The organism is Alloalcanivorax balearicus MACL04 (assembly GCF_025532145.1).
GTDB classification, from domain to species: Bacteria; Pseudomonadota; Gammaproteobacteria; order Pseudomonadales; family Alcanivoracaceae; genus Alloalcanivorax; species Alloalcanivorax balearicus.
Genome location: NZ_ARXS01000029.1, coordinates 48,437 through 57,019 on the forward strand (window position 1 = coordinate 48,437; position 8,583 = coordinate 57,019).

The 8,583-nt window shown below is 61.4% G+C and carries 6 protein-coding genes; all 6 read left to right on the top strand.

All coding sequences use genetic code 11. From position 1 onward, the window contains the following. Nucleotides 1-39 precede the first annotated feature (39 nt). Nucleotides 40-1,839 carry an extracellular solute-binding protein gene (locus tag MA04_RS18545; protein ID WP_262462092.1) on the top strand — a complete coding sequence of 600 codons (1,800 nt, stop codon included), beginning with the start codon at nt 40-42 and terminating at the stop codon, nt 1,837-1,839. Next, complete coding sequence (locus tag MA04_RS18550) at nt 1,840-2,928, top strand: microcin C ABC transporter permease YejB (RefSeq protein WP_262462094.1); 1,089 nt, start codon at nt 1,840-1,842, stop codon at nt 2,926-2,928. It begins immediately after the preceding gene. Next, nucleotides 2,928-3,962: an ABC transporter permease gene (locus MA04_RS18555; RefSeq protein WP_394356162.1), complete on the top strand. Its 1,035-nt coding sequence runs from the start codon at nt 2,928-2,930 to the stop codon at nt 3,960-3,962. Before MA04_RS18550 ends, MA04_RS18555 begins: the two co-directional genes overlap by 1 nt. Next, on the top strand, nt 3,959-5,563 hold the full coding sequence (locus MA04_RS18560; protein WP_262462096.1) for an ABC transporter ATP-binding protein: 1,605 nt from the start codon (nt 3,959-3,961) through the stop codon (nt 5,561-5,563). Before MA04_RS18555 ends, MA04_RS18560 begins: the two co-directional genes overlap by 4 nt. Before the next feature lie 96 nt (nt 5,564-5,659). Further along, nucleotides 5,660-6,463 carry an enoyl-ACP reductase FabI gene (locus MA04_RS18565; protein ID WP_262462097.1) on the top strand — a complete coding sequence of 268 codons (804 nt, stop codon included), beginning with the start codon at nt 5,660-5,662 and terminating at the stop codon, nt 6,461-6,463. 81 nt (nt 6,464-6,544) lie between these two features. Further along, on the top strand, nt 6,545-8,377 hold the full coding sequence (nadN, locus tag MA04_RS18570) for an NAD nucleotidase (protein ID WP_262462098.1): 1,833 nt from the start codon (nt 6,545-6,547) through the stop codon (nt 8,375-8,377). The last annotated feature ends 206 nt before the right edge of the window (nt 8,378-8,583 follow it).

Below are 8,583 nucleotides of genomic sequence, written 5' to 3' on the forward strand. Positions count from 1 at the left end.
AATGTGGGATTCGATGACGATCAGGAGTAGATAATAACGATGAGAGCCGTCACCATTCTGTTGGGTTTGCTGCTGGCCCTGCCGGCCTTCGCCGAAGTGCACAGCGGCCATGCCATCACCATGTACGACGCTCCCAAGTATGGTCCCTCCTTCCGTCACTTCGACTACGTCAACGCCGACGCCCCCAAGGGCGGTCAGATCAAGCTCCATGTGATCGGCGGCTTCGACAGCTTCATGCCCTACCTGCCCAAGGGCAGCGCCGCCGCCGGCGTCGGCGGTCTCGGCCCCAGCTTTATTTACGACAGCCTGACCGTGCGCAGCCTGGACGAACCGTTCACCGAATACGGCCTGCTCGCCGAACGTATGGAATGGCCGGACGATCGCAGCTGGATCACTTTTACCCTGCGTGATGAAGCCCGCTTCGCTGACGGTCATCCGGTCACCGCCGAGGACGTGGTATGGAGCTTCAATCAGCTGACCGAACATGGTCAGCCGCTTTACGCCTACTACTATGCCGATGTGGAAAAAGTGGAGGCGCTCTCCGAGCGCAAGGTGAAGTTCACCTTCAAACCCGGAGACAACCGGGAACTGGTGATGATCGTCGGCCAGCTTCCGGTATTGCCCAAACACTTCTGGAAAGACAAGGACTTCACTCAGGCGGATCTCACCGTGCCGATGGGTTCCGGTCCTTATCGCATCGCCAGCTTCAAGCCCGGCAAACAGGTGGTGTACCAGCGCCGCGATGACTACTGGGCCTGGGACCTGCCTGTTATCCAGGGCCAGTACAACTTCGGCCGGGTGATCTTTGAGTATTATCTGGATCAGACCGTGGCGCTGGAGGCCTTCAAGAAAGGCGATTACGACTTCCGCTTCGAGATGAACTCCAAACTCTGGGCCACCGCCTACACCGGACGGGATTTCAACAGCGGCAAGCTGGTCAAGGAAGAAATCCATCACCAGAACCCTTCGGGCATGCAGGGCTTTATCTTCAATACACGCCGCCCGCTGTTCCAGGACCCGGCGTTACGCGAGGCGATGGCCTATGCGCTGGACTTCGAATGGTCCAACAAGCAGCTGTTCTATAACCAGTACAAGCGCACTCGCAGCTATTTCCAGAACTCGGAAATGGCCGCCACCGGCCTGCCCTCCGAAGCGGAGCTGAAACTGTTGGAACCGTTACGCGATGAGCTGCCGGAGCGGGTCTTTACCGAGGAGTATCAGCCGCCGGTCTCCGACGGCACCGGCCGTCCGCGGGAGAATCTGCGCACCGCCCAGACCCTGCTCAAGAAGGCCGGCTACGAGGTGCGTAACGGTCAGTTGTTCAATCCCGAAGGGAAGCCGGTGAAATTCGAGTTTCTGCTTTACAGCCCGGCCTTCGAACGTGTGGTCCTGCCCTTCTCCCGCAACCTCAAGGCCCTGGGTATCAGCGCCGATGTGATTCGCGTGGATGAGTCCCAGTACCTGCAGCGGGTGCGAAATTTCAATTTCGACATGATCGTCGGCGGCTGGGGCCAGTCCTCCTCCCCCGGCAATGAACAGCGGGATTTCTGGTCCAGCAAGGCGGCGGACCGCCCCAGCAGCCGCAATTACGCCGGCATCAAGGATCCGGCCATCGACAGCCTGGTGAAAACCCTGATTTCCGCCAAGGACCGTGAGGCCCTGGTGACCAGTAGCCGGGCGCTGGATCGCGCCCTGCAGTGGGGATTCTATGTCATCCCCAATTGGGGGATGGATTACCACCGCTTCGCCTACCGCTCCCGGCTGGCCCATCCTGATTTGCCGCCGTACCTTGGCGTCGACGGGGCCCTGGATCTTTGGTGGGATACCACGGCGAAATAAATGCCACGCTATATTCTTAAACGACTACTGCTGATCGTCCCCACCCTGTTCGGCATTCTGTTGCTGAACTTCCTGGTGGTGCAGGCAGCCCCCGGCGGCCCGGTGGAGCGCGTGCTCGCCGAACTCCAGGGTCAGGGTGGTGGCGCGGGCCCCGGCGGCGGCTTCGCCGGCACCACGGCCGATACCATCGGCGGTGGCGGGCATTCCGGTTATCGTGGCTCCACCGGGCTGTCACCGGAGCTGGTGGCCCGTATCGAGCAGTTCTACGGCTTCGACAAACCGGCCCTGGAACGCTTCTGGATCATGCTGCGCAATTACCTGAGATTCGACTTCGGCGAGTCCTATTATCGTGATCGTCCGGTGTCGGATCTGATCATCGAACGGATTCCCGTATCGGTATCATTGGGGCTGTGGAGCACGCTCATCGCCTATCTGGTGTCGATTCCGCTGGGCATTCGCAAAGCGGTGAAGGATGGCTCCCGATTCGATGTCTGGAGCAGCACCGCCATCGCCATCGGTTACGCCATTCCCAGTTTTCTGTTCGCCATACTGCTGGTGGTGCTGTTCGCCGGCGGTTCCTATTTTGAGTGGTTCCCGCTGCGCGGCCTGACTTCGGACAATTTCGAGCAGTTGTCCTGGTTCGGCAAGATCATCGACTACCTGCACCACATCGCCCTGCCCACCCTCGCCATCGTCATCGGCAATTTCGCCACCCTCACCATGCTGACCAAGAACTCGTTCCTCGACGAGATCGGCAAGCAGTATGTGCAGACCGCCCGGGCCAAGGGGCTGAGTGAAAAGCAGGTGCTCTACCGCCATGTTTTCCGCAATGCCATGCTGATCATCATCGCCGGTTTCCCGGCCGCTTTCGTCAGTGTGTTTTTCACCGGCGTGTTGTTGATCGAGTATATCTTCTCCCTGGACGGTCTCGGGCTGCTTGGCTTCGAATCGGTGATCAACCGGGACTATCCGGTGGTGTTCGGCACCCTGTTCATCTTCACCCTGCTGGGCATGCTGCTGAAACTGGTCTCCGACCTGACCTACATGTGGGTGGACCCGCGTATCGATTTCGAGCGGAGGGCCCACTGATGATGGCGACGGCAAGCGCGCCTCTTTGGCGGCGGCAATGGCGGGCGTTTCGGGGCAACCGTCGCGGCTTCTGGTCCCTGTTGGTGTTCCTGGTGCTGTTTGTGCTCAGTCTCGGCGCGGAATGGATCGCCAACGACAAGCCTTTGTTGATTCGTTATGACGGCGCTTTCTATACCCCTGTGCTGCACACTTATCCGGAAACCACCTTTGGCGGTTTCTTCGAGACCGAAGCCAATTACCGGGATCCGGTGGTGCGGGAGTTGATCGAGGAAAAAGGCTGGATGCTGTGGCCGGCAATCCGCTACCACTACACCACCATCAATTACGAACTCACCGTGCCGGCACCGGCGCCGCCTTCGGCGGAGAACTGGCTCGGCACCGATGATCAGGGCCGGGACGTTCTGGCGCGCCTGATCTACGGTTTCCGCACCTCGGTGTTGTTCGGTTTGATGCTGACCCTGAGCGCCAGCGCCATCGGTATCATGGTCGGCGCGATCCAGGGCTATTACGGTGGCTGGACCGATCTGGCCGGGCAGCGCTTCATCGAAATCTGGTCGAGCATGCCGATTCTGTATCTGATCATCATTCTCTCCAGTTTCGTGGTGCCCAGTTTCTGGAGCCTGCTGGTGATCATGCTGCTGTTCTCGTGGATGACATTGGTGGATCTGGTGCGCGCCGAGTTCCTGCGTTGCCGCAACATGGAATACGTGCGCGCCGCCCAGGCCATCGGTGTGCGCACCCCGGTGATCATGTTCCGGCACATGCTGCCCAACGCCATGGTCGCCACCCTGACCTATCTGCCGTTCGTGCTCAACGCCGCGGTGATCACCCTCACCTCCCTGGATTTCATCGGCTTCGGCCTGCCCCCGGGGTCACCGTCACTGGGTGAGTTGCTGGGCCAGGGCAAAGCCAACCTGCAGGCCCCGTGGCTGGGACTCAGCGCCTTCGTCACCCTGGCGTTGATGCTGTCTCTGCTGGTGTTCATCGGCGAAGCCGTGCGCGATGCCTTCGACCCGAGGAAATTCCTGTCATGAGTCTGCTGGAGCTGGAGCAACTCACGGTCCGTTTTGGCGACGCCGTGCCGGTGGTGGATCAGGTCAGCCTTAAACTGGAACGGGGCCGCATGCTGGCGCTGGTGGGTGAATCCGGTTCCGGCAAATCACTGACCGCCATGTCCATCCTCGATCTGCTTCCCGCCAGCGCTACCCGCGAGGCCACGGCCCTGCGCCTGGATGACGAGAATCTGCTGGCCTGGTCGGCGACGGAACGGCGGCGGCTGCGCGGCGGCCGTATCGGCACGATATTCCAGGAACCGCTGACCGCGCTGAATCCCTTGCACACGGTGGAAAAACAGATCGGTGAAACGCTGCGCATTCACCAGGGGCTCAGCGGTGCCGCCGCGCGCCAGCGCAGTCTGTCGCTGCTGAGCCAGGTGGAGCTGCCCGCCAGCGAAGCCATGCTGTCACGCTATCCCCACCAGCTCAGCGGCGGGCAGCGTCAACGTGTGATGATCGCCATGGCGCTGGCCAATGATCCGGAGTTACTGATCGCCGACGAGCCCACCACCGCCCTGGACGTGACCGTCCAGGAAACCATCATGGACTTGCTCAAACGCCTGCAGCACGAGCGTAATCTGGGCATTCTGCTGATCAGCCATGATCTCGGACTGGTGGGCCGGTTCGCCGAGGACGTGGCGGTGATGCACCAGGGCAAGGTGGTGGAAAGCGGCCCGTCGGACCAGGTGTTGAGTCAGCCACAAGCGCAGTACACCCGTCATCTGATCGACGCCGAGCCCAGCGGAACCGCGGTACCGGTGGCGGATGATGCTCCAGCCTTGCTCCGGGCGGATGATCTTGAGGTGAGCTTCAAAGGCAGCCGCCGCGGTTGGTTCGGCCCACGGGAGGAGACCCGGGCGGTGGACCGCATTTCTTTTCAGTTGCGCCGTGGTGAAACCCTGGGCGTGGTGGGCGAATCCGGCTCCGGCAAATCGACCCTGGCGCTGGCCCTGCTGCGGCTGGTCGCCTGTCAGGGGCGCGTCATGTTGCTGGATCAGGATCTCACCCGCCTGAGTGGCGGCGCCCTGCGCCCCTGGAGACGCCATATGCAGGTGGTGTTCCAGGACCCGTTCGGCAGTCTGAATCCACGTCTGACGGTACTGCGAGCGGTGGAGGAAGGACTTCGCGTGCATCAACCGGATCTGAGCCGCGACCAGCGCCGGAAGCGGGTGCGGCAATTGCTACGGGAAGTGGGTCTGGACCCCGATGCCCTGGAGCGCTACCCCCATGAGTTCTCCGGCGGTCAACGCCAGCGCATCGCCATTGCCCGGGCCCTGATCATGAAACCGGATCTGCTGATCCTGGACGAGCCCACTTCCGCCCTGGACCGCAGCGTGCAGGCCCAGGTGCTGGATCTGCTGCGCGATCTGCAACGCCGGCACGGGCTCAGCTACCTTTTCATCAGCCATGACCTCAAGGTGGTGCGTGCCCTCAGCCATCGATTACTGGTGATGCGCCAGGGCCAGGTGGTCGAGCACGGTGACACCGAGACCGTCTTTCAGCGGCCTGCTCACGACTATACGCGCACCCTGATCGACGCGGCTTTCAGTACCGAGAAGAAACACGCCGTTGCACATTGAAAGGCCCCCACCGTTTATCCCCGGCCGGTTTTCTCTATACTTGGGCCAACGGCGCTTTATCTTGTTTTTTTCAACACCAATATTCGAGGACAGACCATGGGTTTTCTCGCGGGCAAACGCTTCCTTATCGTCGGCATCGCCAGTGATCGTTCCATCGCCACCGGTATCGCCGAAGCCATGCACCGGGAAGGCGCCGAACTGGCCTTCACCTACCAGAACGACAAGCTGAAAAAGCGGGTACTGAAAGCCGCCGAAGCCTACGGCGGCAACGAAAGCCTGTGCTTCCCCTGCGACGTGACCTCCGATGAGGAAATCACCCAGGTATTCGCCGATCTGGGACAACAGTGGGACGGCCTGGACGGCGTGGTGCACGCGGTGGGTTTCGCTCCCGCCAACGAACTGGATGGTAACTTCGCAGAGGTCGCCACCCGGGAAGGCTTCCGCATCGCCCACGATATTTCCGCCTACAGCTTCGTGGCGCTGGCCCAAGCTGCACGGCCGTTGATGCAAGGCCGCAACGGCGCCCTGCTGACACTGTCCTATCACGCTTCTCGCCAAACGGTGCCAAACTACAACGTCATGGGCCTGGCCAAGGCCAGCCTGGAAGCCTCGGTGCGCTATCTGGCTTCCAGCCTGGGCCCGGAAGGTATTCGCGTGAACGGCGTTTCCGCCGGTCCGATCCGCACCCTGGCCGCCTCCGGCATCAAGAAATTCCGCACCATGCTGGAATACAACGCCGCCAAGGCACCGCTGCGCCGCAACGTCACCATCGAGGAAGTGGGTAATACCGCCGCCTTCCTGTGTTCCGATCTGGCTTCCGGTATCACCGGCGAGATCACCTACGTGGACGCCGGTGCCGCCACCGTCTCCATGCCGTTCGAGGAACCGGGCGAGGACTGATCCTCGCCCTCCCCACCATCACCAGACTGACATATTCGACTGTCAGGCTGGCGGCTCCGAACCGATCAATAAAGGAGCCCGATGGTGAGCCTGAAAACGTCTCTGGCCCTGTTGCCGCTGGTATCCGCACTGGCCCTGGCGGGCTGCGGTGGCGACAGCAGCGATAACGATAACAGCGGCGGTGGGGAGCCGCTGTCTCTGACCATCCTTCATATCAACGACCATCACTCCAATCTGGAGGCGTCGAGCCTGACGCTGGATATCGCCGACGCGGAAACCACCTTTGAGTCGGGCGGTTTTCCCCGCGTAGTGGCCAAAATCGCCGAACGCGAAGCCGCCCTGGGCAATGTCCTCAAGCTGCATGCGGGGGACGCCATCACCGGTACTCTGTACTACTCCAGCTTCGAAGGTCAGGCCGATGCCGAGCTGATGAACCAGGTGTGTTTCGACGCCTTCGCTCTGGGTAATCACGAATTCGACCGCGGTGACGCTGGCCTCAAGAAGTTTCTCGACTACCTGGCCGATGGCAGCTGCGACACTCCGGTTCTGGCCGCCAACGTCAAACCGCAGGTAGGCACTCCGCTGGCGCCCAACGCCGGGGACGACTACATCAAGCCTTACGTGATCCACGAAGTGGACGGGCAACAGGTCGGTATCATCGGCATCGACATCGCCGGCAAAACCCGGAACAGCTCCAGCCCGCTGGATACCACGGAGTTCCTGGACGAGCAGGAAACCGCCCAGGCCATGATCGACGAGCTGGCTGGTCAGGGCGTCAATAAAATCGTCCTGCTGACCCACTACCAATACCAGAACGACCTGGAAATGGCCGCCAATCTGTCCGGCGTCGACGTGATCATCGGTGGCGACTCGCACACCCTGCTCGGAGATTTCGCTGATTACGGCCTGGCCGCATCCGGTGATTACCCCACCATTGTGACCAACGCCGATGGCGATCAGGCCTGTGTCGCCCAGGCCTGGCAGTACTCCCAAGTGGTGGGAGAGCTGAACGTGGAATGGGATGCCGACGGCAACGTCACCGCCTGCGCGGGCGTGCCGCACTTGCTGCTGGGAGACTCGATCACCCGCAAAACCGCCGATGACGAATCCTATGAGCCCGAAGGCACGGAACGGCAACAAATCCTGACCGCCGTTGACGCCGACGCTCAACTCAGTCTGACCAGCCCCGACCTCAATGCCCAAACGCTGCTCGCCGGTTTTACCGAGCAACTGGACGAGTTCCAGAATATCGAGATCGGCACCGCCACCGAAGACCTGTGCCTGGCCCGGATCCCCGGTCAGGAGTATGGCGACCCTTGCCCCAGCGAGGACCCGGATCGTGGCGGTGATATTCCCAATGTGGTGGCCAACGCCTTTCTGTTCATGAGCAAGGAGGCCGACGTCTCCATCCAGAATGCCGGCGGCGTGCGCATCGACATCCCTGCGGGTCCCATCACCATCGGTGATGCCTACACCTTGCTGCCATTCGGCAACACTCTCACCAACCTGGATATGACCGGCGCGGAAATCCACCAGGTGCTCAATGAAGCAGTGGATTATGCTCACAGCGACTCTTCCGGTGCCTATCCCTATGCCTCCGGACTGCGCTGGTACGTGGACATGAACCGGGCGGAAGGCGAGCGCCTCTATGACATAGAATACCGTCTGCGCAACGAAGGCGAGTGGCAGCCGCTGGACGATACCACCGAGTTGACCGTGGTGAGCAACAGCTTCACCGCCAGCGGCCAGGATGGCTACCTCACCTTCGGTACGGTCAGCGAAGACGGACGCGCCGTGGACACTTTCCTCGATTACGCGCAGTCCTTTGTCGACTACATGATGGAAGTCGGCACCGTCAGCAAACCAGCCCTGGAAGCCTACTCCACCCGCCACTACACCCCGGCGGCGGAATAAGCTTCAACGACGACCCGCAGGATGACCGCCATGGACGGCGGTCATAAGAGGCCACCACGAAGCCGCTGTGGGAGCTTGCCTGCAAGCGAATCCAGGGACCCGGAAGTCCAATCGCTTGCAGGCAAGCTCCCACCCTTCTGTGCCAGCGATCCCGGAAGGCCTCCGTGCAGACCCTTTTCGAGTGAACCGCCGCGTTCCGGACTCCA

Coding starts and splice junctions, on each gene's coding strand:
- MA04_RS18550 (WP_262462094.1), top strand. CDS start 1,840: ATGCCACGCTATATTCTTAAACGACTACTGCTGATCGTCCCCACCCTG.
- MA04_RS18555 (WP_394356162.1), top strand. CDS start 2,928: ATGATGGCGACGGCAAGCGCGCCTCTTTGGCGGCGGCAATGGCGGGCG.
- MA04_RS18545 (WP_262462092.1), top strand. CDS start 40: ATGAGAGCCGTCACCATTCTGTTGGGTTTGCTGCTGGCCCTGCCGGCC.
- MA04_RS18565 (WP_262462097.1), top strand. CDS start 5,660: ATGGGTTTTCTCGCGGGCAAACGCTTCCTTATCGTCGGCATCGCCAGT.
- MA04_RS18560 (WP_262462096.1), top strand. CDS start 3,959: ATGAGTCTGCTGGAGCTGGAGCAACTCACGGTCCGTTTTGGCGACGCC.
- nadN (WP_262462098.1), top strand. CDS start 6,545: ATGGTGAGCCTGAAAACGTCTCTGGCCCTGTTGCCGCTGGTATCCGCA.